Genomic DNA, 1,404 nt, shown 5'->3' with positions numbered 1-1,404 from the left:
CGAAGGACGAGACACCCGCCCGACGCGGCGCGTCGTCGCCCCGCCGGGGCCACTCCCGGGATTCCTTCAGCAGCTCGACCGCACCGGCCGACCAGTCGACCTCGGGGGTGGGTTCGTCCAGGTTGAGGGTGGGAGGCAGCACGCCGTGCCGCATCGCGAGGACCATCTTGATGACACCGGCGACACCGGCCGCGGCTTGCGTGTGCCCGATGTTGGACTTCACCGAGCCGAGAAGCAGAGGCCGGTCGGCCGGTCGTTCCTTGCCGTACGTGGCGATCAGCGCCTGGGCCTCGATCGGGTCGCCCAGGGGTGTGCCCGTGCCGTGGGCCTCGACCGCGTCCACGTCGGCGGGCGACAGGCGCGCGCTCGTGAGAGCGTCGCGGATCACCCGCTGCTGCGACGGGCCGTTCGGAGCCGTCAGGCCGTTGCTCGCGCCGTCCTGGTTGACCGCCGAGCCCCGTACGACGGCCAGCACGGGATGCCCGTTGCGGCGGGCGTCCGAGAGCCGTTCGAGGACGAGCATGCCGACGCCCTCACCCCAGCTGGTGCCGTCGGCGGCGGCCGCGAAGGGCTTGCAGCGGCCGTCGGGGGCCAGGCCGCGCTGACGGCTGAAGTCGATGAAGGTGCCGGCGGTGGGCATCACCGTCACGCCGCCGGCCAGAGCCAGGGTGCACTCGCCCTGCCGCAGCGCCTGCGCCGCGAGGTGCAGTGCGACCAGGGAGGAGGAGCACGCGGTGTCGACCGTCACCGCCGGGCCCTCGAGACCGAAGGTGTACGAGATGCGGCCCGAGGCGATGGCACCGGAGGTGCCGGTGCCGAGGTAGCCCTCGACGCCCTCGGGGACGCTCGTGAGCTGCGAGCCGTACTCGTGGTAGATAAGACCGGCGAAGACACCCGTACGGCTGCCGTGCAGGGTGGCCGGGTCGATCCCGGCGCGTTCGAAGGCCTCCCAGGAGGTCTCCAGGAGCAGCCGCTGCTGCGGGTCCATGGCGAGGGCCTCGCGCGGCGAGATCCCGAAGAAGCCGGCGTCGAACTCGCCCGCGTCGTGCAGGAAGCCGCCTTCCCGGGCATAGCTCGTACCGAGCCGGTCGGGGTCGGGGTCGTAGAGCGCCTCCACGTCCCAGCCGCGGCCGTCGGGGAACTCCGTGATGGCCTCCTGCTCGTCGGTGAGCAGGCGCCAGAAGTCCTCCGGGGTCTTGACGCCGCCGGGGAAGCGGCAACTCATGCCGACGATCGCGATCGGCTCGTCCGGCACCGCGGGTTGGGACGCGGTCTGACGGGCGGGAATGGCGGACTCGGCCTCGCCGCCGAGGAGTTCGGTCCGCAGGTGTGCGGCGAGGGCCTTCGGGGTCGGGTAGTCGAAGATCAGGGAGGCGGGCAGGCGCAGTTCGGTGGCCGCGGTGA

General features: G+C 72.6%; 1 protein-coding gene. It reads right to left on the bottom strand.

Annotated elements, in window-relative coordinates:
- Positions 1-1,404: type I polyketide synthase (locus ACYVMZ_RS39295; protein WP_461088104.1), on the bottom strand; the 1,404-nt coding region annotated here is incomplete at both ends.

This window comes from Streptomyces deserti, from assembly GCF_054782695.1.
This window is presented reverse-complemented; position numbering and strand designations above follow the sequence as displayed.